The 21,907-nt window shown below is 73.6% G+C and carries 20 protein-coding genes and 3 tRNA genes; 20 read left to right on the forward strand and 3 right to left on the reverse strand.

All coding sequences use genetic code 11. From position 1 onward, the window contains the following. From HS99_RS33080 to obgE, 4 genes are all read left to right on the forward strand, one after another. The coding region (locus HS99_RS33080) for an Rne/Rng family ribonuclease (RefSeq protein WP_063737961.1) at nucleotides 1-2,855 on the forward strand (2,855 nt) is incomplete at its 5' end. A gap of 229 nt (nucleotides 2,856-3,084) precedes the next feature. Then, the gene (gene rplU, locus HS99_RS33085) at nucleotides 3,085-3,402 is read left to right on the forward strand and encodes a 50S ribosomal protein L21 (protein ID WP_030233759.1); all 318 of its coding nucleotides are present in this window, start codon (nucleotides 3,085-3,087) and stop codon (nucleotides 3,400-3,402) included. Nucleotides 3,403-3,416: 14 nt separating this feature from the next. Next, the gene (rpmA, locus tag HS99_RS33090) at nucleotides 3,417-3,674 is read left to right on the forward strand and encodes a 50S ribosomal protein L27 (protein ID WP_030058248.1); all 258 of its coding nucleotides are present in this window, start codon (nucleotides 3,417-3,419) and stop codon (nucleotides 3,672-3,674) included. 119 nt (nucleotides 3,675-3,793) lie between these two features. After that, nucleotides 3,794-5,272 carry a GTPase ObgE gene (gene obgE, locus HS99_RS33095; RefSeq protein ID WP_030283827.1) on the forward strand — a complete coding sequence of 493 codons (1,479 nt, stop codon included), beginning with the start codon at nucleotides 3,794-3,796 and terminating at the stop codon, nucleotides 5,270-5,272. Between the two features lie 93 nt (nucleotides 5,273-5,365). Here obgE and HS99_RS44310 read toward each other — a convergent pair whose 3' ends face one another. Beyond that, nucleotides 5,366-6,160, reverse strand: a complete 795-nt coding sequence (locus HS99_RS44310) for a hypothetical protein (RefSeq protein WP_030557586.1) — start codon at nucleotides 6,158-6,160, stop codon at nucleotides 5,366-5,368. Nucleotides 6,161-6,469: 309 nt separating this feature from the next. Here HS99_RS44310 and proB point away from each other — a divergent pair, with 309 nt between their 5' ends. From proB to HS99_RS33125, 5 genes are all read left to right on the forward strand, one after another. Continuing rightward, nucleotides 6,470-7,606 carry a glutamate 5-kinase gene (proB, locus tag HS99_RS33105; RefSeq protein ID WP_046385975.1) on the forward strand — a complete coding sequence of 379 codons (1,137 nt, stop codon included), beginning with the start codon at nucleotides 6,470-6,472 and terminating at the stop codon, nucleotides 7,604-7,606. Nucleotides 7,607-7,772: 166 nt separating this feature from the next. Beyond that, nucleotides 7,773-8,297 (forward strand): DUF8830 family protein, encoded by a 525-nt coding sequence (locus HS99_RS33110; protein ID WP_030557588.1) that lies wholly within the window; start codon nucleotides 7,773-7,775, stop codon nucleotides 8,295-8,297. 64 nt (nucleotides 8,298-8,361) lie between these two features. Then, nucleotides 8,362-9,645: a glutamate-5-semialdehyde dehydrogenase gene (locus HS99_RS33115; RefSeq protein ID WP_030283836.1), complete on the forward strand. Its 1,284-nt coding sequence runs from the start codon at nucleotides 8,362-8,364 to the stop codon at nucleotides 9,643-9,645. A gap of 108 nt (nucleotides 9,646-9,753) precedes the next feature. Continuing rightward, nucleotides 9,754-10,335, forward strand: a complete 582-nt coding sequence (locus HS99_RS33120) for an SCO2584 family spore wall biosynthesis protein (protein ID WP_030597867.1) — start codon at nucleotides 9,754-9,756, stop codon at nucleotides 10,333-10,335. A gap of 102 nt (nucleotides 10,336-10,437) precedes the next feature. Continuing rightward, nucleotides 10,438-11,499, forward strand: a complete 1,062-nt coding sequence (locus HS99_RS33125) for an SCO2583 family membrane protein (protein WP_030557590.1) — start codon at nucleotides 10,438-10,440, stop codon at nucleotides 11,497-11,499. Nucleotides 11,500-11,571: 72 nt separating this feature from the next. Here HS99_RS33125 and HS99_RS33130 read toward each other — a convergent pair whose 3' ends face one another. Next, a complete protein-coding gene (locus HS99_RS33130) occupies nucleotides 11,572-12,642 on the reverse strand; it encodes a M48 family metallopeptidase (protein WP_030283843.1) in 1,071 nt (356 codons plus the stop codon). A 261-nt stretch (nucleotides 12,643-12,903) separates the two neighbouring features. On the opposite strand from HS99_RS33130, the gene HS99_RS45425 reads away from it, so the two are divergent. The 8 genes from HS99_RS45425 to HS99_RS33160 all read left to right on the forward strand — a co-directional run bounded on the left by HS99_RS45425 (nucleotide 12,904) and on the right by HS99_RS33160 (nucleotide 17,573). Next, entirely contained in the window at nucleotides 12,904-13,050 is a 147-nt protein-coding gene (locus HS99_RS45425; RefSeq protein ID WP_157846575.1) for a hypothetical protein, read from the forward strand. A gap of 153 nt (nucleotides 13,051-13,203) precedes the next feature. Beyond that, entirely contained in the window at nucleotides 13,204-13,359 is a 156-nt protein-coding gene (locus HS99_RS45430) for a hypothetical protein (RefSeq protein WP_167344932.1), read from the forward strand. Between the two features lie 124 nt (nucleotides 13,360-13,483). Continuing rightward, entirely contained in the window at nucleotides 13,484-14,116 is a 633-nt protein-coding gene (gene nadD / locus HS99_RS33135; protein WP_030283845.1) for a nicotinate-nucleotide adenylyltransferase, read from the forward strand. Between the two features lie 13 nt (nucleotides 14,117-14,129). Beyond that, nucleotides 14,130-15,932, forward strand: a complete 1,803-nt coding sequence (locus HS99_RS33140; RefSeq protein ID WP_063737962.1) for an LCP family protein — start codon at nucleotides 14,130-14,132, stop codon at nucleotides 15,930-15,932. Between the two features lie 171 nt (nucleotides 15,933-16,103). Further along, entirely contained in the window at nucleotides 16,104-16,562 is a 459-nt protein-coding gene (rsfS, locus tag HS99_RS33145) for a ribosome silencing factor (protein WP_030597865.1), read from the forward strand. Continuing rightward, nucleotides 16,559-17,206 carry a histidine phosphatase family protein gene (locus tag HS99_RS33150; protein WP_030283851.1) on the forward strand — a complete coding sequence of 216 codons (648 nt, stop codon included), beginning with the start codon at nucleotides 16,559-16,561 and terminating at the stop codon, nucleotides 17,204-17,206. Before rsfS ends, HS99_RS33150 begins: the two co-directional genes overlap by 4 nt. A gap of 164 nt (nucleotides 17,207-17,370) precedes the next feature. Beyond that, nucleotides 17,371-17,443, forward strand: a tRNA-Ala gene (locus tag HS99_RS33155). Between the two features lie 57 nt (nucleotides 17,444-17,500). Continuing rightward, nucleotides 17,501-17,573: transfer RNA gene (locus tag HS99_RS33160), tRNA-Ala, on the forward strand. A 136-nt stretch (nucleotides 17,574-17,709) separates the two neighbouring features. On the opposite strand, the gene HS99_RS33165 is transcribed toward HS99_RS33160, so the two are convergent. Further along, nucleotides 17,710-18,609, reverse strand: a complete 900-nt coding sequence (locus tag HS99_RS33165; protein WP_046385974.1) for a helix-turn-helix transcriptional regulator — start codon at nucleotides 18,607-18,609, stop codon at nucleotides 17,710-17,712. Nucleotides 18,610-18,712: 103 nt separating this feature from the next. On the opposite strand from HS99_RS33165, the gene HS99_RS33170 reads away from it, so the two are divergent. The 3 genes from HS99_RS33170 to HS99_RS33180 all read left to right on the forward strand — a co-directional run bounded on the left by HS99_RS33170 (nucleotide 18,713) and on the right by HS99_RS33180 (nucleotide 21,841). Continuing rightward, entirely contained in the window at nucleotides 18,713-20,152 is a 1,440-nt protein-coding gene (locus HS99_RS33170; RefSeq protein ID WP_030597859.1) for an MFS transporter, read from the forward strand. A 223-nt stretch (nucleotides 20,153-20,375) separates the two neighbouring features. Further along, a tRNA-Ala gene (locus tag HS99_RS33175) sits at nucleotides 20,376-20,448 on the forward strand. Between the two features lie 97 nt (nucleotides 20,449-20,545). Continuing rightward, nucleotides 20,546-21,841: an NsdA family TPR-like regulatory protein gene (locus tag HS99_RS33180; RefSeq protein ID WP_030283857.1), complete on the forward strand. Its 1,296-nt coding sequence runs from the start codon at nucleotides 20,546-20,548 to the stop codon at nucleotides 21,839-21,841. Nucleotides 21,842-21,907: the final 66 nt, after the last annotated feature.

A 21,907-nucleotide genomic window follows, 5' to 3' on the forward strand; every position in this document is an offset into this window, starting at 1 on the left:
CCCCCGCCCCCGCCGCCGAGGCGGAGCCGCACCACCGGGTGCGCCGCCGCGCCGTCCGCCCGGCCACCGCAGTCTTCCAGGCCCCGGTGTTCCAGGAGCCCGCCCCCTACGTCGCGCCGCCCACCGCGCCGCAGCAGCCCGCCGCCGCCCCGGCGCCGGTGGAGGCCCCGGCCGCCGCCGAGCAGCGCTCGGAGGAGGACGAGTACGAGTACAGCGGTGTCGGCCGTCGCCGCCGGGTCCGTACCCGGGTCGAGCCGACCCGCCGCAAGCCGGCCGCCGAGGCGCCGGTGAAGGCCGCCGCCAAGGCCCCGGCGGCCAAGGCGCCCGTGGAGGCTCCGGCCGCCGAGGCGCCCGCCGTGGAGGCCCCCGCCGCCGGTCCGGAGACCGAGGGCGAGTGGGAGGATGACGGCCGTCCGTCGCGCCGTCGCCGCCGTGGCGGCCGTCGCCGTCGCCGTGGCGAGGCCGAGGAGTTCGAGGCCGCCGAGACCGTCGAGGCCGAGCAGCCCGCCGTCGAGGAGCCGGTCCGGGCCGCTGCCGAGGAGGAGGACGAGGAGGACGACGACGACCTGGCCGCCGGCCTGTCCTCGTCCCGCCGTCGCCGCCGCCGTCGCCGCCGCAGCGGTGAGTCCGGCGCCGTCGAGACCACCGAGACCACCGAGGACGGCGTCCGCACGGTGGTGAAGGTGCGCGAGCCGCGCCGCCGCTCCACCGAGCCGTCCTTCGACCCGGACGAGGTGCAGTCCATCAAGGGCTCGACCCGTCTGGAGGCGAAGAAGCAGCGCCGCCGCGAGGGCCGTGAGCTGGGCCGCCGCCGGGTGCCGATCATCACCGAGGCCGAGTTCCTGGCCCGCCGGGAGTCGGTCGAGCGCGTCATGGTGGTGCGCCAGAACGGCCAGCGCACCCAGATCGGCGTGCTGGAGGACGGCGTGCTGGTCGAGCACTACGTCAACAAGGAGCAGGCCACCTCGTACGTCGGCAACGTCTACCTGGGCAAGGTCCAGAACGTGCTGCCGTCCATGGAGGCCGCGTTCGTCGACATCGGCAAGGGCCGCAACGCGGTGCTGTACGCCGGTGAGGTCAACTTCGGCGCGCTGGGCCACGGCGGCCCGCGCCGGATCGAGTCGGTGCTGAAGTCCGGCCAGTCCGTGCTGGTGCAGGTCTCCAAGGACCCGATCGGCCACAAGGGCGCCCGCCTGACCAGCCAGATCTCGCTGCCCGGCCGCTACCTGGTGTACGTGCCCGAGGGCTCGATGACCGGCATCTCGCGCAAGCTGCCCGAGAACGAGCGCGCCCGCCTGAAGCAGATCCTCAAGAAGATCGTCCCGGACGACGCGGGCGTCATCGTGCGCACCGCCGCCGAGGGCGCCTCCGAGGAGGAGCTGACCCGCGACGTCCAGCGCCTCCAGCAGCAGTGGGAGGACATCCAGAAGAAGGCCGCGACCGGTAACGCCCCGGCGCTGCTGTACGGCGAGCCGGACATGACCGTCCGGGTCGTGCGCGACATCTTCAACGAGGACTTCACCAAGGTCATCGTCTCCGGTGACGAGGCGTGGAAGACCATCCACGAGTACGTCTCCAACGTGGCCCCGGACCTCGCCGAGCGGCTCCAGCGGTGGACCTCCGAGGTGGACGTGTTCGCCACCTACCGGATCGACGAGCAGCTGATGAAGGCGCTGGACCGCAAGGTCTGGCTGCCCAGCGGCGGTTCGCTGGTGATCGACCGCACCGAGGCGATGGTCGTCATCGACGTCAACACCGGGAAGTTCGTCGGCCAGGGCGGCAACCTGGAGGAGACGGTCACCCGGAACAACATCGAGGCGGCCGAGGAGATCGTGCGCCAGCTGCGGCTGCGCGACCTCGGCGGCATCATCGTGATCGACTTCATCGACATGGTCCTGGAGTCCAACCGCGACCTGGTGCTGCGCCGCCTGCTGGAGTGCCTGGGCCGGGACCGGACCAAGCACCAGGTGGCCGAGGTCACCTCGCTGGGCCTGGTCCAGATGACCCGCAAGCGGGTCGGCCAGGGTCTGCTGGAGTCCTTCTCCGAGTCCTGCGTGCACTGCAACGGCCGCGGCGTGATCGTGCACATGGAGCAGCCGAGCGTCCACGTGCACGCCCCGGCGGCCGCGGCCGCCGAGGCGGGCCCGGGCAGCGGCAAGCGCCGTCGCCGGGGCAAGGGCGGCGCTGGCCACGAGGAGCCGCAGGCCGTCGAGACCGGGTCGCCGGTGGCCGAGGCCGTCGTCGAGGCGGCCGTGGAGCCCGCCGAGCCGGTGCGCGAGGAGATCGAGGGCCAGCTGGCCCTGGAGGTCCCGGGCGTCGAGGCGGAGGCCGTCGAGGTCCCGGCCGTCGGGACCGTGGTGGTCGAGGCGCCGAAGGCCGAGGAGGCGCCGGTGGCCGAGGCCCCGGCCGCTGCTCCGGCCGGCCGTCCGCGCCGGCGCGCGGTGCGCAAGGCGACGGCTCCGGCGGGTGCGCCGCAGGCCGCCGAGATCGTGGTGCTGCAGGCGAAGGCCGAGGCTGCCATGGAGGCGGCCCTGGCTGCCGCCGCCCCGGCTGCCGAGGCTGCCGCCGAGGCCGTGGCCGAGGCCGCGCCCGAAGCCGCCGAGGAGGCCGTCGTCGCGGAGGCCGTGGTCGTCGAGGTCCCGGCCGAGGCGGAGGCCCCTGCGGAGGAGGCGCCCGCCGAGGAGGCCCCGGCGCCCAAGAAGCGGGCCGCCCGCAAGACCGCCGCGAAGAAGACCGCCGCCAAGAAGACGACCGCGGCGGCCAAGAAGACCACCGCCCGCAAGACCGCGACCAAGCGGACGAGCGCGGCGGCCAAGAAGGCCGCGGCCGCCGAGGGTGATACGGCGGCCGAGTAGTGCCCACGCCCGGGGCGGGCGCGATCCGCCCCGGGCCGTACGGGCCGGTTTGCCCCAGAGGCGGCCGGTCCGTATTCTTGACCATCGGCGTGTCTACGCCACGCTCCCGAGCACATCACCTTCCCGAGAGCCCCGCGCCCAGCGCGGAGCGGTCGGAAAGAGGCCCCTGTGTCCGTACCCAGGTGGCTGGCGTCGGGAGTTCCGACCGAGTTGGGAAAGTAGGTACCGCATGTACGCGATCGTTCGCGCAGGCGGCCGCCAGCACAAGGTCGCCGTCGGCGACGTGCTGGAGATCGACCGTATTGAGGCCAAGCCGGGTGACTCGGTGGAGCTCTCGACCATCCTGGTCGTCGACGGTGACGCCGTCACCTCCGACCCGTGGGTCCTGGCCGGCGTGAAGGCTCACGCCGAGGTGGTCGACCAGACCAAGGGCGACAAGATCGTCATCCTGCGCTACAAGAACAAGACCGGCTACCGCCGTCGTCAGGGTCACCGTCAGAAGCACACCGCGGTGCGCATCACCAGCATCGACTCGGTCAGCAAGTAAGGGGTTAGCGAGATATGGCACACAAGAAGGGCGCAAGCTCTACCCGCAACGGCCGTGACTCGAACGCCCAGCGCCTCGGCGTGAAGCGCTTCGGCGGCCAGGTCGTCTCCGCCGGCGAGATCCTCGTCCGCCAGCGCGGCACCCACTTCCACCCGGGTGCCGGTGTCGGCCGCGGTGGCGACGACACCCTGTTCGCGCTGACCGCCGGTGCGGTTCAGTTCGGCAACCGTCGCGGCCGCAAGGTCGTCAACATCGTGGCCGTCGAGGCCTGAGTCCCCGCGGACTCGCGAGTCGCACCAGACTCACACTGAAGGGTGGGCCGGAATGTTCCGGTCCACCCTTCGGCTTTACGCAGCAAGCAAGCAGACTCATCCGCACTGGAGGCACAACCATGACCACCTTCGTGGACCGCGTCGAACTTCATGTCGCCGCGGGTAACGGGGGCCACGGCTGCGCCTCCGTGCACCGCGAGAAGTTCAAGCCGCTCGGCGGGCCGGACGGCGGCAACGGCGGTGAGGGCGGCAGCGTCATCCTCACCGTGGACTCGCAGGTCACCACCCTGCTCGAGTACCACCACTCGCCCAAGCGCAAGGCGACCAACGGCAAGCCCGGCGCGGGCGGCCACCGCACCGGCGCGGACGGCGAGGACCTCGTCCTGCTGGTGCCGGACGGCACCGTGGTCCTGGACCGCAAGGGCAACGTGCTCGCCGACCTGGTCGGCCACGGCACCAGCTTCGTCGCCGCCCAGGGCGGCCGCGGCGGCCTCGGCAACGCCGCGCTGGCCTCGGCCCGCCGCAAGGCCCCGGGCTTCGCGCTGCTCGGCGAGCCCGGCGAGGCCCGCGACATCGTGATGGAGCTCAAGTCCGTCGCCGACGTGGCGTTGGTCGGCTACCCGAGCGCCGGCAAGTCCTCGCTGATCTCGGTGCTCTCCGCCGCCAAGCCGAAGATCGCGGACTACCCGTTCACCACCCTGATCCCCAACCTCGGCGTGGTCACCGCGGGCGACACCGTCTACACCATCGCCGACGTGCCCGGTCTGATCCCGGGCGCGAGCCAGGGCCGGGGCCTGGGCCTGGAGTTCCTGCGGCACGTCGAGCGCTGCTCGGTGCTGGTGCACGTGCTGGACTGCGCCACCCTGGAGCCCGGCCGCGACCCGCTGACCGACCTGGAGACCATCGAGGCCGAGCTCGCCGAGTACGGCGGTCTGGAGGACCGTCCGCGCCTGGTCGCGCTCAACAAGGTGGACGTCCCGGACGGCCAGGACATCGCCGATCTGACCCGCGCCTCCCTGGAGGAGCGCGGCTACCAGGTGTTCGAGGTCTCCGCCGCCTCCCGCAAGGGCCTGCGCGAGCTGAGCTTCGCGGTGGCGAAGATCGTCGCCGAGGCGCGCGCCGCCAAGCCGGCCGAGGAGTCGACCCGGATCGTGCTGCGGCCCGCCGCCGTCGACGACGCGGGCTTCACCATCGAGGAGGAGGACGGCGCGTACCGCATCCGCGGCGTCAAGCCGGAGCGCTGGGTCCGCCAGACCGACTTCAGCAACGACGAGGCCGTCGGCTACCTCGCCGACCGGCTGGCCCGGCTCGGGGTCGAGGACCGGCTGTGGAAGGTCGGGGCGCACGAGGGCGACACCGTCATCATCGGCCCGGACGAGAACGCCGTCGTCTTCGACTGGGAGCCGACCATGGCCGCCGGCGCCGAGATGCTCGGCCGCCGCGGCGAGGACCACCGGATGGAGACCCAGCGTCCGGCGGTCGACCGCCGCCGCGAGAAGCAGAAGGGGCGGGACGCGGCCGAGGCCGAGTTCCTCGCCTTCGAGGCGCTCTCCAGCGGCCGGCAGTCCGCCATCGAGGGCGACGACGAGGACTACTGAGCCGGTAGCCGGTAGCCGGTAGTTGCGAAGCGGACGGCCCTGCCACCTCGACAGGTGGCAGGGCCGTCCGCTTCGTGCTGCGGTGACGAAACGTCACTTCGTCCAGGCGGCCTGGACCTTGGTGATGTCGCTCGCGTCGCCGAAGCCGACCATCACCGGGGTGACTCCGGCCTGGAAGCTGACGATGGAGCAGCCCTTGAACGCGACGCCCTTGGTGGCGCCGGCCCAGCTCGGGGTATTGCACTTGGCGACCGGGGTCGACCCGACCGGGTCGGCGCCCATGCCGATGTTGCCCGAGGCGTCGTAGACCTTGAGCTTGGCGGCGGGGTCGCTGAAGGTCAGCTTGGTGTCGCTGAGGTTCGTCATGGTCCAGCTGACGTAGAACAGCGCGCGGCCGTCCAGGCCGGCGGTGTTGGCCTTGGCGTCCTGGAAGTCCTTGATCGAGCCCGGCTGGATCCCGGTGACGGTCCACTGCAGCTTGGCGGCGGCGTTGGACGTCTTGTCGGCGAAGTCGATGCTGGCCGGCTGGCCGAACTTCACCGAGGTGCCGGCCTGCGGCAGCTTGCCGCCGCCCGCGCCGCCGCCCGCGCCGCCGCCGGACGTGCCGGACGTGCCGGCCGTACCGGCACCGCCGGTGGCCGCGCCGCCGGTCGCCGTGCCGCCGGACCCGGCCCCGCCCGTGGCGGCACCACCGGTGGCCGCTCCCGACGGGGCGGCGGTCGAACCGCCGGCCGCGCCGCCGGTGGCCGCGCCGGTCTGGGCCGGAGCCGCTCCGGTGGCGCCGCCCGTGCCGGCCGGGTCCGAGTTGTCCGGACCGCAGGCGGCGAGCGAGAGGGCGGTGGCCGCCGCCAGGGCGGCGACGGTCAGCTTCGTGGTGTACGAACGCATGGTGCGCTTTTCTCCTGGGCGCGCGGCCGCGAACCGTTGCCGGCCTGCCCGTTGCGGCGCCGCCCCGTGTGACGGGAACGTCGAAGACGAGTGGGTACAGCGGGCAAGAAGCCGTCCCCCGATCTGGCTTTCGGTCAGGGACCATACCAGCCGTCCGGATTGACGTACTGGTTGTGGCGGGCCCGTGACCGGGCCGGGTCCAGCCGGTGAAACCCCGTGGGGGTGACCTGCGCGGATCGCGTAGATTTCGGACATGGCGGCCGGGCCCGGCCCCGTCGTACCCGCACCACCGGAAGGGCGTACAGCGAGATGAGCGAGGACTCACTGCGGGAGGAGGTGCTGACCGCACGGCGGATCGTGGTCAAGGTCGGCTCCTCCTCACTCACCACGGCGGCCGGCGGCCTGGACGCCGACCGGGTCGACGCCCTGGTGGACGCGATCGCCAAGGTGCGCAGCCGCCCGGACGCCCCCGAGGTCGTCCTCGTCTCCTCCGGGGCCATCGCCGCCGGGCTCGCCCCGCTCGGCCTGGACGGGCGCCCCAAGGACCTGGCCCGCCAGCAGGCCGCCGCCAGCGTCGGCCAGGGACTGCTGGTCGCGCGCTACACCGCCTCCTTCGCCCGGTACGGCATCCGGGTCGGCCAGGTGCTGCTCACCGCCGAGGACGCCAGCCGCCGCGCCCACTACCGCAACGCCTACCGGACGCTGGACCAGCTGCTGGCGATGGGCGCGATGCCGATCGTCAACGAGAACGACACCGTCGCCACCGCCGAAATCAAGTTCGGGGACAACGACCGGCTGGCCGCGCTGGTCGCCCACCTGGTCCGGGCCGACCTGCTGGTGCTGCTCTCCGACGTGGACGGCCTCTACGACGGCGACCCGGCCAAGCCCGGCACCAGCCGGATCGCCGAGGTGCGCGGCCCGCACGACCTGGACGGCATCGAGATCGGCAGCGCCGGCAAGGCGGGCGTGGGCACCGGGGGCATGGTCACCAAGGTCGAGGCGGCCCGGATCGCCACCGGCGCGGGCATCCCGGTGGTGCTCACCGCGGCCAGCCACGCGACCGACGCGCTGGCCGGGCGGCCCACCGGCACGCTCTTCCTGCGGACCGGCAGCCGCACCTCCGACCGGATGCTCTGGCTGGCCCACGCGAGCAGCCCGCGCGGGGCCCTGCACCTGGACGCGGGCGCGGTCGAGGCGGTCGTCTCGGCCGGCGCGTCCCTGCTGCCGGCCGGGGTGACCAAGGTCGACGGGGAGTTCGCCGCGGGGGATCCGGTGGACCTTCTTGCCGAAAACGGCCACATCGTGGCTCGCGGGCTGGTCAACTTTGATGCGAGGGAGTTGCCCCGCCTGCTCGGCCGGTCCACCCGCGACCTGGCCCAGGAGTTCGGCGCCGCGTACGAGCGCGAGGTCGTCCACCGCGACGACCTGGTCGTTCTGCGCGGCTGACCGGCCGTTCGGCCGGCACCGGCCGGACGGCGCAGCGCGGTCGGCGGGCCGCTCCGTACCGGGAGCGGCCCGGCCGCGGGCGAGGAGGGGCGCAGCCGTGCCGGTCGGCCGAGGGCCGGCGGGGGCGGTGGGGGACGACACGAGATCGCCGAACAGGAGGCCGCCGGTGGAACGCAGGCGCGAGGCAGCGCTGACCGGAGGGACGGCGGGCCGGCGGCTGACCAGTATCGACGGCGGACGCGGGGACGGCCCCGCCGAGCCGGCCGGTCCGCCGCCGCAGGGACCGGGCGGGGCGCGCGGGCTCCGGCCCCAGCGCGCGGAGGCGGCGGAACCGCCCGGTGTGCCGGAGCAGGCGCGACTGTGGCACGTGGTGCTGAGCGTGGCCGGGCAGACCACCCCGCTGTGCTCGCTACGGGCCTCGCTTGAGCGACTGGCGCACGACCACTCGTTCTTCCTGACCGCCCGCTACGCGGCGGACCACGCCGAGATCCGCTACTGGGAACAGGCCCGGGACCTGCACGACGCGGCGGCGATCGCGCTGCGGCTGTGGGGCGAGCACAAGGTGACCGCGAACCTGCCGCCGTGGGAGATCGTCGGCCTGGAGGTGGTCGACCGGGCGACGTACCACAAGCGGGTGGCCGAGGGCTTCGGCGGTCCGCCGCCGCGCCTCGGCGGCGTGTACCCGTACTGACCGGCCCTGTTCGGATGGCGAAACGGCGACCGGGCGCGCGGGGGCAGTCGCTACTCTTGGCGGCATGACCAGCGACCTCACCACCGCCGACAGCCCCGTCCTCGCCGTAGCGCGCCGAGCCCGGGAGGCCGCCGCCGCGCTCGCCCCGCTGCCGCGCCGGGCCAAGGACGCCGCGCTGCTGGCGATCGCGGACGCGCTGGTCGCCCGCAGCGCCGAGATCGTCGCGGCCAACGCCGAGGACGTGGCCCGGGCCCGTGAGGCCGGGACGGCCGAGTCGGTGATCGACCGGCTGAGCCTGACCGACGAGCGGATCGCCGCGATCGCCTCCGACGTGCGCGACGTGGCCGGCCTGGCCGACCCGGTCGGCGAGGTGGTGCGCGGCTACACCCTGCCGAACGGCCTGGACGTGCGCCAGGTGCGGGTGCCGCTCGGCGTGGTGGGCATCATCTACGAGGCCCGGCCGAACGTCACGGTGGACGCCGCGGCGCTCTGCCTGAAGTCCGGCAACGCGGTGCTGCTGCGCGGCTCCGCCTCCGCCTACCGCTCCAACACCGCGCTGGTCGCCGTCCTGCGGGACGCCGTCGAGGCGGCCGGGCTGCCGGCCGACGTGATCCAGCTCGTCCCGGGGGAGAGCCGGGACTCGGTGCAGGAACTGATGCGCGCCCGGGGCTACGTCGACGTGCTGATCCCGCGCGGCGGGGCCTCGCTGATCCGCACCGTGGTCGAGGGCTCGACCGTCCCGGTGATCGAGACCGGCACCGGCAACTGCCACGTGTACGTGGACGCGCAGACCGACCTGGCGATGGCCGTCGGCATCCTGCTGAACTCCAAGGCGCAGCGGGTCAGCGTCTGCAACGCGGCCGAGACGCTGCTGGTGCACCAGGACGTCGCGGACGCCTTCCTGCCGCTCGCGCTGGCCGCCCTGGCCGAGGCCGGGGTGACGGTGCACGGCGACGAGGCGGTGCTCAAGGCCGCCGAGGGCAGCGCCGCCACCGTGGTGCCGGCCACCGACGAGGACTGGGGCGCCGAGTATCTCTCGTACGACCTGGCCGCGGCCGTGGTGCCCTCGCTGGACGCCGCGGTGGAGCACATCCGCCGCTGGTCCTCCGGCCACACCGAGGCGATCGTGACCACCTCGCAGGCCGCCGCCCGCCGCTTCACCCAGCTGGTGGACTCGACCACGGTGGCGGTCAACGCCTCCACCCGGTTCACCGACGGCGGTGAGTTCGGCTTCGGCGCGGAGATCGGCATCTCCACCCAGAAGCTGCACGCCCGCGGCCCGATGGGCCTGCCGGAGCTCACCAGCACCAAGTACATCGTCACCGGTGACGGGCACGTCCGCGGTTAGGGCGTGGCTCTCGGATCACGCCGGGTCGGGGGAGCGGCCGTCACACGCGTGACGGACCAACTGCCGGGAGCCACAGACAAATCGTGCGGCCGGTAATACGCTGAATCCGTGGCTGAGGATGTGGGGGGCTTGCCGTACCCCGACGGCGCCGACCACGGTGGTGCGGACGACGAGTTCGCCACCGTGGTCTTCGATGAGGCCTTCGTCCGGTCCGCCGCGGTGCACGAGCCGACGGCCAGGGAGCGGCAGCTCGCCGCAGCCGAGGCGCGGTTCGAGCCGGACACCGCGGGATCGGGCTGGAGCTTCGACTTTCCGGCCGGGGACGGCCTGCCGCTGGAGCTGCGGCCGTACCCGAGCGGACTCGACGAGGACCACCTGTACCCCGACCCCTGGTCGGGCCCCGTCCGGGCGACCGGCTGCCGGGGCCGGCGCTGGGGGCGGCGCTACGATCCGGTGCGCGCCCGCGGGCGGTACGTGGCCCAGCAGCGCTGGCACCGGCCGGTGGCCTGGGTCCTGGCCGTGATCATGGGCGTCAGCCTGGTGGCGGTGGCGGTCGCGGCGGTCTACCAGGGCGTGGGCGGCGCCGCCGGCGCGCCCCGGCGGCCGGAGTCCGGCAGCAGCAGCCCGGGGGCGGACCCGCGGTCCGCGCCCGCCGAGCCGTTGCCGGTGGTCACGGCGCGCGCGGGCTGAGCGGTACGGGGGCGCACGCCCGGGGCGGGTGGTCACGGAGCGTTCCCGGCAAACTGCGCAAGGGCCCTCGTGGCGGGGCTGCCGTCCGCCTACCCTGGTGTTATGGGTGACCCGCGCGAGCCTCCTGAGGGTACGCCCGAGGGCGGTTCCGGCAACGAGGACGAGTTCCGGTCCGTCGTCTTCGACGAATCGTTCGTCCGTGCTGCCCGGATCCAGGAGCTGTCCGCCCGGGAGCGGCTGGCGGGCTCCTTCGGCAGGGCCACCCGGGCGCGGGTGCGGCTCGGGCCGCTGGGGACGGTGCCGCGCCAGGCGCTCGCCCTGCTGCTGCTCATCCTGCTGGCCTTCGGGGCCGCGGTGTACTTCGGGGTGAACTCGCCCAAGGGCCTCGCGTCACGGCCGGAGGGCAGTCAACTGACCGTCAGCCTGGTCGCGTTGAGCCCGGCTTCGGCCGTCCACCCGGTCGCCGACCCGGCGGATCCGTTCGCCGCGCTGCCGCCCGGGTACGGCGACGGGGCGGCCGGGCTGAACACCCCGGCCGGGGCCGCGACCGAGCACTTCAGCAAGGTCGAGGTGACCAAGGCGCTGGACACCGTGCAGCGCTACCTGGTGGCCTCCTCGCTGACGCCGGCCGCTCTGGTCCAGGGCGCCACCACGGATGTGCGGACCTTCGTGACGCCCGGTGAGCAGGCCCAGTTCGACGCCTCCGTCAGCCAGCCGGTGGACGACCGGCACCACGCGGTGACCGGCTGGATCGTGCGCTTCGACCCGGCGCAGGCCGCCCTGGCCTCCGACACCGTGAAGGTGGTCGGCGCGATGCGGGTCGACGAGGCGGACAGCGGGACGCTGCAGATCACCACCGACCACACCTTCGTCTACGCACTGAAGCCGGCCGGCGCCCCGGCCGGGGCGCCCGTCACCCTGGAGACCGTGCGGCGCGAGCTGACCTTCCAGTTCGACCGGGTGGACCTGGCCTCGGCGCAGCTGCGGCTGGTGGACTCGGTGGTGCAGGCCGGGCCGGAGCCGTGCACCGCCTCGATGGCGGGCTTCCTGCAGCCGGTGCTGGCCACCGCGCGGGGGGCGGTGGTCCCGCCGCCGCCAGCGGTGGACCCGGGTGACCACGCGCGGCCGGCCTGGCAGGTGTGCGGGGTCCTGTCGGGGAGCTGAGGGGCCCGCTGCCGCGGCGAGCCGGGACGGCCGGTGCCCCGGGCGGGCGCCGGCCGTCCCGGACCGGGCGGCTCAGCCGTCGGTGCGCTCCGCGGAGCCGTGGTCCGTCGGGGAGCCGGTGCGGCCGCCGCCGGTGAAGGTGTCGCGCAGCTTGCCGCCGACGGTCGCGGCGCCGCCGGCCACGTCGCGCAGCAGGCCCATCAGCGGGTCCTTGCTCTCCTTGACCGAGGTCGTGTAGTGCTCGGCGGCGGCCTTCCACTGCTCGCCGACCGAGGTGTCCCGGTCGTCGCTGCGGCGCGGGTAGGCGCCGGCCGTGATCGAGCGGTACTCGTCGCTCTCCGCCCACTTCTTCAGCTGGGCGACCCGGACCACCGCGAACGGGTGGGTCTGCGGCAGCAGTTGGAGCAGCTTGAGCACGCCGTCACGCAGGTCACCGGCCTTCTCGTACTCCTCGGCCTGCTCCAGGAAGGCGTCGACGTTCATCTCGGCCAGGTTGTGGCCGCCGGCCAGCTTCATCAGGGCCCGCATGGACGCCTGGAGGTCCTGCCCGGCGAGCAGGCCGGCCCGGTCGCTGGACAGCTCGGCCTTGCGGAACCACTCCTTGAGCGCGGTGACGAGCGCCATGATCGCGAGGTTGCCGAGCGGCACCCAGGCGATCCGGGTGGCGATGTTGGTGAGGATCATCAGCATCGTCCGGTAGACGGCGTGGCCGGACATCGCGTGGCCGACCTCGTGGCCGATGACGGAGCGCAGCTCCTCCTCGTCCAGCAGCTCGACCAGGCCGCTGGTGATCACGATGATCGGGGTGTCGATGCCGATGGTGAACGCGTTGACCGCCGGGTCCTGGGTGACGTACAGGTCCGGGACCTGATCCAGGTCCAGCACGTAGGCGGCGTCGCGGACCATGTCGTACAGCTCGGGGAACTGGCGCTCGGAGGTCTTCACGGCGGTGGCCAGGAACATCAGCCGGATCGAGCGCTCGGACACCAGGCCGGCGAGCTTCTTCAGGATGTCGTCGAAGCCGGACAGCTTGCGCAGGGCGACCAGCGCCGAGCGGTCCGCCGGGTGCTCCCAGGCCCGGGTGGAGATCTCGGGGAAACGCTGGCGGCGCCGGCTCGGGGCCTTCGCGGTCGTGTCGGTCATGGTGTGAGTGCCTCCTGTCGACGGCGGCTCCGGCGCAGTGGCCGGCCCCCCGCTGGTCTTCGCCTGCAACGACTCGTCTGCAACGACTGCCTGTGCAACGTCCGCGGTTGCGTACTCGTCCCCGGATCAGCGTACGCGCGGGCCCGGGCGCGGCACGGGGCCCGGTGGGCGGCGCCGGTGTGAGGCCGGTTTACCCTGAATGCCCTGGAGAACCGGGACCGGACCCGGCCGCGGTACCGAGCAGTTCGAGGAGCCCCTCAGATGTCCACCGAAGCGCTGGTCAGCCTGGCCGCACCCATCTCCGACGAGGCCGGCCCGGGGCTGTTCCTGCGGATCATCGTGGTCGCGTCCTTCGTCGGGATCGGCCTGCTGGTCTGGATCATGGCCCGCGCCTTCCGGGGCCAGTAAGCCCCCCGTTCGACACCCGGGCCTCACGGCCGGTCAGCGGCGGTGGGCCGCCGAGCGGTTGCCGCGTAACCCCCCGTACGATGACGGGTGGGCCCTCACCGGCCCGGAACCACCCCCAGGTCCGTTCACCGAGCCGAGAAGGTCCCGCCGACCATGAGCACTGCTGCCGCACTCCCCGTCCTTAACCTGCTCGCCGAGGGCGAGGGGGGAAACCACGACAGCCTGAACCCGCTGCTGACGGGCGGCTCCGCGCTGTTCATCCTGATGCTCCTGCTCTTCATCGTCACCCGCTTCAACCGGGACCGCTGAGCCGGGACCACGGACCGCTCGGGGAGCGTCCGGCCAGTGGGCCGGCCGCTCCCTCACGCATCTGCGGGCAACCCCCACACGGCCGTTCCCGCACCGTGACGGGCGTCGCGTAAGGTGTGGCGGCATGGGAGAGCAGGCCGGGAATCCCGGCGGACCGGAACCGGTGAAGAAGCGCCTCGGCGTGATGGGCGGCACCTTCGACCCGATCCACCACGGCCACCTGGTCGCCGCCAGTGAGGTGGCGAGCGCGTTCCACCTGGACGAGGTGATCTTCGTCCCGACCGGGGAGCCCTGGCAGAAGAGCGACCGCCACGTCACCCCGGCCGAGGACCGCTACCTGATGACGGTCATCGCCACCGCCGAGAACCCGCAGTTCTCGGTGAGCCGGATCGACATCGACCGCCAGGGCCCGACGTACACCGTCGACACCCTGCGCGACCTGCACTCCCTCCACCCGGACGCGGACCTCTTCTTCATCACGGGCGCCGACGCGCTCGCCCAGATCCTGTCCTGGCACGACTCCGACGAGCTGTTCTCGCTGGCGCACTTCATCGGGTGCACGCGCCCGGGTCACACCCTGTCGGACGCCGGGCTCCCGGTGGGCGGGGTCTCCCTGATGGAGGTCCCGGCGCTGGCCATCTCCTCCACGGACTGCCGCAACCGGGTCGCCAAGGGCGAGCCGGTCTGGTACCTCGTGCCGGACGGCGTGGTCCGCTACATCGACAAGCGGGCGCTGTACGCGCCGCACGGGACCTGAGCCAGGAGCGGGCGTGAGCGATCGCAACGGCAACGGCGGGCAGCAGCCGGAGGAGTGGTCCACCGGGCAGTACCAGCAGCCGTACCAGGGCCAGGGCCACGGGTACCAGCAGGCGCAGCCGCAACCGCAGGCGTACGAGCAGTACGAGCAGCCGTACGAGCAGTACGACCAGTACGGGCAGCCGGTGTACGGCCAGGGCACGTACGGCGGCCAGGCCCAGGGGTACCAGCAGGACCAGGGCTACCAGCAGGGGTACCAGCAGCAGACCGGGCAGTTCCCGCAGCAGCACTCGTACGGGCAGCAGCACGAGCAGTACGACCAGTACGGGCAGCCGGTGTACGCCCAGGACCCGTACGGCGGTCACCAGCAGCAGGGCTACCAGGGGTACCAGCAGCCGTACCAGGCCGCGCCGGTGGCCGCCGAGCCGCAGTCCGCGCCGACCGTCGCGCCGGAGGCGTCCGCGCCCGCTCCCGCTGCGCCTGCCTCCGCGGCCCCGGCCGCGCCGGAGTCGCCGTCCGAGCAGGTCGCCGGGGCCCGGTCCGGCAAGGCCGGCGGCCGGGCGCCCAAGGACGCCTACGCCACGGGAGAGTTCACCTTCGTCGACGAGGGGGAGGAGGAGTCCGAGGACGTCATCGACTGGCTGAAGTTCGCCGAGTCCCGCAGCGAGGTGCGCGCCGAGCGGCGCCGCAAGCTGAAGAACCGGCTGGTCGGCCTCGGTGTGGTGCTGGCGCTCGCGGCCGGCGGCGTCGGCGGCTACCTGTGGTTCACCGGGGACAAGCCGACCGCGGCCGCCGCGGCCGGCGGGCGGCAGGTCAACGTCGTCCACCTGCGCGACCTGCAGGGCAAGGTGTCCAGCGCGCTGCTGGTCGACGACGCCTCCGGGCACAAGGGCACGGTCCTGCTGCTGCCCGACGTGCTGCGGCTGCCCGGCCCCGGAGACCCGCCGGTGACCACCGTCGGCCAGGCCATGGACGCGATCGGCGCCTCGGCGACCCGCGACGGCCTGGCCACCGTGCTGGGCGCCCCGGTGGCCGGCACCTGGCGGCTGGACACCCCGTACCTGGAACTGCTGGTCTCCCAGCTCGGCGGCGTCCGGGTGGACACCAACGCGGCGACCCACGAGGGCGGCAAGCCGGACGGCAAGGAGCTGTCCCCGGCGGGCAAGAACACCCTGCTCAGCGGCAAGGCCGCGGTGGCGTACGCGACCCTCCAGGCGCCCGGCGAGAACCGGGACGCCCAGCTGGCCCGGTTCGGGCAGGTGATGGACGCGGTGGTGCGCACCATGCCGACCGAGTTCAAGGACGCCAAGGACGACGTGCACCGGATGAACGCGGTGCTCGACCCCTCGCTGCCCGAGGACGCCCTGGCCGGGGTGCTCGCCCAGCTCGCCCAACAGGCCAAGGACGGCCACTTCAGTACCACCGCGCTGACCGTCAAGCCGGACGGCACCCTGGACGAGGCGACGGCGGGCAAGCAGGTCAAGGACGTGCTCGGCGGCACCGTGAAGTCCGCGGCGGCCGGCGACGCCCCCGCCCGGGTCTCGCTGCAGGACGCCTCCGGCAACGACGCGGCGGGCGCCGCCGCGCAGGTCCAGATCATCAACTCGGGCCTGACGTTCATCCCGGGCGGCGCCAAGGCCGCGCCGCAGGCCAGTAGTGAGATCCGCTACACCGACGACGCCCGGCAGGCCGCGGCGAAGTCCCTGGCGACCAGCCTGGGGCTGCCGGACACGGCGGTGAAGAAGGTCGGCGACGCCCAGAACGCGGACCTGGTGGTCGTGCTCGGCAAGGACTACCAGCCGCCGAAGACCCAGTAGCCGCTCGGCCGGCCACCGGGGGATCCGGTGACCGGCCGGCGCCCGGTCCGGCCCCGCCGCCCCCGCGACCCCGGAAATGCGTTCCGAGGCCGCTGGGGCGGCGTGAGATCCTGGAAGGCGACCCCGGCCGCGCGCCGGGGCCGCCCCAAGCCGCCGAGCCGGAAGAACACCGTGACCGTCACCGACCACAGCCAGCAGCTCATCACCGTCGCCGCGCAGGCGGCGGCCGACAAGCTCGCGCACAACATCATCGCCTTCGACGTCAGCGAGGTGCTGTCGATCACCGACGCCTTCCTGATCGCCTCCGCGAACAACGACCGCCAGGTCCGCTCGATCGCGGAGGAGATCGAGGACCAGCTGCGCGAGCAGCTGGACATCAAGCCGGTGCGCCGCGAGGGCGAGCGCGAGGGCCGCTGGATCCTGCTCGACTACCTGGACATCGTCGTGCACGTCCAGCACTCCGAGGAGCGCTCCTTCTACTCGCTGGACCGGCTCTGGAAGGACTGCCCCGAGCTGCCGCTGCCCGCGGACGCCATCGAGTCGCGCAACCGCCCCGACGCCATCACCGACGAGGCCGGCAACGCCGTCGCCCCGGCCGACGACTTCGGCAAGCCCGAGGACCTGCACTGAGCAGGGACGCGCGCGGCCCGCGCATCGTCTTCTGGCGGCACGGCCAGACCTCCTGGAACCTCGAATCGCGGTTCCAGGGCACCACGGACATCGAGCTGACCGGCCAGGGCGTCCTGCAGGCCCAGCGGGCGGCCCGGCTGCTCTCCGGCCTGCGCCCCGACCTGCTGATCTCCTCGGACCTCAAGCGCGCCCGGCGCACCGCCGAGGAGCTGGCCGCGGTCACCGGGCTGGACGTGCAGCACCACGAGGGCCTGCGGGAGACGTACGCGGGCTCCTGGCAGGGGCTGACCAACGCCGAGATCCGCGAGCGCTACCCGGAGGAGTACGCGGCCTGGGCGGCCGGGGAGCCGGTGCGGCGCGGCGGCGGCGAGCTGTCCACCGAGGTCGCCGACCGTTCGGTGCCGGTGGTGCTGGAGGCCGTCGCCAAGCTGCCGGAGAACGGCACGCTGGTCGTGGTCAGCCACGGCGGCACCATCCGGACCATGCTCGGGCGGCTGCTGGGCCTGGAGCCGCCCGTGTGGGAGTGCTTCGGCGGCCTGTCCAACTGCTGCTGGTCGGTGCTCGGCAAGGGGGCGCGCGGCTGGCGACTGCTGGAGCACAACGCGGGCACGCTCCCGCAGCCGGTGATCGGCGACGACACCTGACGGCACCCGGCGGAGGGCACTCGGTGGAGGGCACTCGGTGGAGGGGGCTTCGCGGGGGCCCGGAAGGAGCGGATTTCGCAGTTCCGGGCCTGACCAGCTAGAGTCTTCCTCGTTCGCAGGGAAGGAACGCGGCCCGGAAGGGAAGCGGGAGATCCGGTGAGTGCGGGGCTATAGCTCAGTTGGTAGAGCGCTTGCATGGCATGCAAGAGGTCTGGGGTTCAATTCCCCATAGCTCCACTCCGCATCGGCGGTCGTGGTCAGTCGGGGTTCCGCAGCCACGGTCGTCCGTGTCGCGGGGCTATAGCTCAGTTGGTAGAGCGCTTGCATGGCATGCAAGAGGTCTGGGGTTCAATTCCCCATAGCTCCACAGCAGTTCGAGAGGCCGTCACCCGGTGGGTGGCGGCCTCTCGGGTTTCGCCGGGCTCTCGGGCCCCCCGGGCTCTCGGGTTTCGCCGGGCTCTCGGGTTCCCAGGCTCTCGGGTTCCCGGGCTACGCACGGCTCGTCACGGCGTGCAGGTGTGGGTCCAGCCGCCCGGCGTCAGCGAGTCGAGCCGCTCGACCAGCTCCCGGTCCTCCGGGTTCTCCGGGACGTACACGACGATGTAGCACTCCGGCACGCCCGGCATCGTCAGGTAGGTGGCGTTCAGCCGCATCACGCCGAGCTCCGGGTGGCGGAAGGCCCGCCGCAGCGTGTGCGGCGGCGACACCTCCTGGCGGGCCCACAGCTCCCGGAACAGCTCGCTGCCGGCCGACAGCCGCTGCACGTGGTCCTCCCAGGCCGGCTCGCCGACGTGCTTGCCGTACGCCGAGCGCAGCACCGCCACCATCCGCGGCAGGGTCTCCTCCGGGTTCTCGCACGGGTTGCAGCACGCCGGTGCGGTCAGCATGCACCAGAGGCTGTTGAAGAAGACCCCGTGGGACGGGCGCATCCGCTCGGTGCCGAACAGCGACCGGTACGGCCGGTTGAAGCTCAGCACGTCGAACCGGGTGTTGGAGACCGCCGCGGGCAGCGGGGCCAGCGAGTCCAGGATCACCTGGATCGACGGGCTCAGCTCCGGCGGGGCCGGCTGCGCCAGCGGCGACGGAGCCATCCCGGCCAGCCGGAACAGGTGCTGGCGCTCGGTGCCGTCCAGCCGCAGCGCCCGGGACACCGCCAGCAGCACCTGCTCGCTCGCGTTGATCGGCCGCCCCTGCTCCAGCCACGTGTACCAGGTGACCCCGACCCCGGCGAGCTGCGCGACCTCCTCACGCCGCAGCCCCGGCGTACGGCGGCGCAACCCGGGCGGCAGGCCGACGTCCTCGGGGGTGACCCGCGCCCGGCAGGCCTTCAGGAAGCGGGCCAGCTCGGTCCGACGGCGTTCGCGGCCGCCCGCCGCGGTCGGGAGTTCCTCCAGGACGGTCATGCCGTCCATCGTGCCGCAGCGCGCCCGGGCGATACAGGTGCTGCCGGTACCAGGATCGGCAGGCTCTAACCACCAGTACCGGCACGGCCCCAGGCTGGTGGCCATGACGGACCTTCAGATCCGGCCCGGCGTGGCCGGAGGTACCACCGGGGCACCGGCCGTACGGCCCGGGCTGCTCCTCGCGCTCGTCCTGTGCGGGCAGTTCATGGCCGTGCTCGACGGCTCCATCGTGAACGTCGCCGTGCCCACCATCCGCACCGACCTGGGCGCCTCCGGCGCCGCCCTGCAACTCGTGATCGCCGGCTACACCATCTCCTACGCCGTACTGCTGATCACCGGCGCCCGGCTCGGCGCCCGCTACGGCTTCAGCCGGCTGTTCCAGCTGGGCCTGGCCGGCTTCACCGCCACCTCGCTGGCCTGCGGCCTCGCCCCGACCACCGGCTGGCTGATCGCCTTCCGGCTGCTCCAGGGAGCGGGCGCGGCGCTGATGGTGCCGCAGGTGATGAGCCTGCTCCAGCGGACCTTCACCGGCGCCGCCCGCACCCGGGCGATCGGCCTCTACTCGGCGGTGCTGGCCGTCGGCGTCGCGTTCGGGCAGGTGCTCGGCGGGGTACTGGTCAGCGCCGACCTCTTCGGTACGGGGTGGCGGCCGGTGTTCCTGGTCAACGTGCCGATCGGCCTGGTGCTGCTGGCGGCGGGCGCCCGGCTGCTGCCGAAGCTGCCCGGCGACGCCTCGCGCGGCTTCGACGTCCCCGGCCTGGTCGTGCTGGGCGCGGCGCTCGGCCTGCTGGTGGTGCCGCTGGTGCTCGGCAACGAACTCGGCTGGCCGGTCTGGGGCTGGGCGATGATCGCGGCCGGCGTGCTGCTGTCCGGCCTGTTCGTGGTGGTCGAGCGCGGCGTCGCCCGGCGCGGCGGGCAGCCGCTGATTCCCGGGCGGGTGCTGCGCGCGCCCGGGCTGCGCCCGGCGGCCGTCGGACTGTTCACGATCATGGCGGCCTACGCGGGCTTCATGTTCGCCTTCGCCCTGCACCAGCAGGCGGCCCTCGGCCACAGCGCGCTGCGGGCCGGGCTCTGCTCGGCGCCCGTCGCGATCGCCTTCGGCCTGGCCAGCCTGCGCTGGCACCGGTTGCCGGGCCGGCTGCACGCTCTGCTGCCGTCGGTCGCCGGACTGCTGCTCGGGGGCGGTTACCTGCTGTTGGGCGTGCTGCTCGGCGACGGCGCCGGGATCGGGGTGGTGGTGCTGGCCGAGACGGCCGCACTCGGCCTGGCCGCGGGCTCGGCGTACGCGCCGCTGTTCGCCCGGGCGCTCGCCGGGGTGGCACCCGAGGACGCGGCCGACGCCAGCGGGATGACGGTGACCGTTCTCCAGCTCGGGCAGGTGATCGGGGTCGCGGTGCTCGGCTCGGTGTTCCTCGGACAGGTGGACCTGCCGGCGCCGGCCGCCGACTCGGGGCACGCGCTGCTGATCACCCTGGCGGTCAACGCGGCGGTGGTGCTCGTCGGGGCGGGCTTCGCCGAGCGCAGCCGGCGGGTGGTGCGCTGACGGGGGAGCGCTCGTGGCCGGTCGGGTGGCCGGTCGGGTGGCGGGCGGTTGCCCGGCGACGCTGCTTTCCCGGCTGTCCGGTGCGGCTGTCCGGTGCGGCTGTCCTGCTCGGCTGCCTCGGGAAACGGATTTCAGGAGCACGCCCCGGACCGTGTAAAGTAGTCGATGTCGCCGAGGGAAACCGGACGGAAACGACGGGAGACCCGGTGACATCGCAGGTCAAGGGGCTATAGCTCAGTTGGTAGAGCGCTTGCATGGCATGCAAGAGGTCTGGGGTTCAATTCCCCATAGCTCCACAGAGGTTGAGAGCCGCCTCCCGATTCGGGGGGCGGCTCTTCGCCGTTGTGTGCATGCCATCGGCGGGCGGGCCGCAAAGACCGCTACCGTCGTGCCATGGCCGATCTGCAGCGAAGGCGGAACGAGGAGCTGGCCCGGATACTGCACCAGCTCGGCTGGAGTCCGGAACGGCTCGCCCGTGAGGTGAGCCTCGCCCTGCCGCCGGGCCTGGCGATCAGCTCCACCGCCCCGTACAAGTGGCGTGACCGCGGCATGGTGCCGCGCAGCCCGCACGACCAGACCGTCTGCGAGGTGCTCAGCCGCACCCTCGGCATGGCCGTCACCTACGAGCAGCTCTGGGGCCGGATGGGCGGCCACCGCGGCGCCAAGATCCTCTCGCCCAGGCTGCTCACCGACCCGTGGACCGCCGACAACGCCCAGACCGCGCTGCGCGAGGCCGCCACCGACGCCGGCCCGGTCCGCCTGACCGACCTGTTCCGCAGCGCCGACCTCGACCATGCCGCCGAACGGCTCTCCTCGCCACCGCCACCGGTCGGCGGAGGTGAGGGCGCGCTGCGCGTCGACCCCTCGCTGGCCGGCGAGCTCGGACTGTCCTACCGCAGCAAGCAGCGCCTCGAACGCTCCTGCGGCGGCGGACTCGTCCTCGGCCCCGTCCGAGCCGAACTCGCCATGCTGGCCAAGCTGTTGGAGCTCGGCGCGTACGACGAACGGCTCGGCCGCGAGCTGTACGGCACCGCCAGCAGGCTCGCCCGCCTGGCCGGCTGGGCCGCGTACGACCTCGGCCACGACGCGGCCGCCCAGCGGGCCTTCGTCGCCGCGCTGCGCGCCGCCCACGTCAGCGGCGACCCCCGGCTCGGCGTCGCCGGACTCGGGGCGCTGGTGGTGCTCGCCACCCAGGGCACCGGCGGGCGCGGCCTGGACGCCGTCACCGCGCTGCGCACCGCCCTGGACGCCCACGGCCCCGCACTCAGCCCCGCCGGCCGGGCCCGCCAGCTCGGCCGGATCGCCCGCGCCCACGGCCGCCGCGGCGAGGCCGAGCAGGCCGAGGCGGCCGCCGCCCGGGCCTTCGCCGAACTCGACGGCGTGCCCGGCACGGAGGAGGCCCGGGCCGACCTCGCCGGGATGGTGGGGGAGGGGCGGCTCGCGCTCGGCCAGCACCGGATGGCCAAGGGGCTGCTCGCCGAGGCCGTCGCCGGGCTCGGGCCGGGGCGGGCCCGCGCCAAGGCGATGCTGATGGTCCGCCTCGCCGAGGCCCACCGGTGCCTCGGCGACCAGCGGGAGGCCGCCCGGACGGTGGGGCTGGCGCGGGCACTGGCGGCGGGGATGCAGTCGGAGCGGCTGGCCAGGGCGCTGCGGGACTTCGAGGCTGCGGGGCGGGCGGCGGCGCGGTGAGCTGCGGGGGCGGGGGGCTGCCCGGCCCCTCCGTCGAGGCGGGATACCCGGGGTGAGCGATGGGGT

This window comes from Kitasatospora aureofaciens, from assembly GCF_001188955.3.
Classification (GTDB): Bacteria; Actinomycetota; Actinomycetes; order Streptomycetales; family Streptomycetaceae; genus Kitasatospora; species Kitasatospora aureofaciens.